The sequence below is a fragment of the Burkholderia sp. BCC1985 genome, assembly GCF_905339915.1.
Lineage (GTDB): Bacteria > Pseudomonadota > Gammaproteobacteria > Burkholderiales > Burkholderiaceae > Burkholderia.
Genome location: NZ_CAJPGY010000153.1, coordinates 1 through 244, shown reverse-complemented (window position 1 = coordinate 244; position 244 = coordinate 1). Strand labels below are relative to the sequence as shown.

Here is a 244-nt window from a genome sequence, read left to right as displayed (position 1 = left end):
TGCAGCCGACAAGCCGCTGAAATCGATCGGCGTCACGGTCGGCTCGCTCGGCAACCCGTACTTCGTCACGATCGTGAAAGGCGCCGAGGCGCGTGCCAGGCAGCTCAACCCGAACGCGAAGGTCACCGCGGTCTCGGCCGACTACGACCTGAACAAGCAGTTCACGCAGATCGACAACTTCATCTCCGCGCACGTCGACATGATCCTGCTGAACGCGACCGATCCGAAGGCGATCGAGCCGGCC

At 63.5% G+C, this 244-nt stretch carries 1 protein-coding gene; it reads left to right on the top strand.

Translation table 11 applies throughout. From position 1 onward, the window contains the following. The coding region (locus tag U4Z31_RS37075) for a substrate-binding domain-containing protein (protein WP_321813013.1) at window positions 1-244 on the top strand (244 nt) is incomplete at both ends.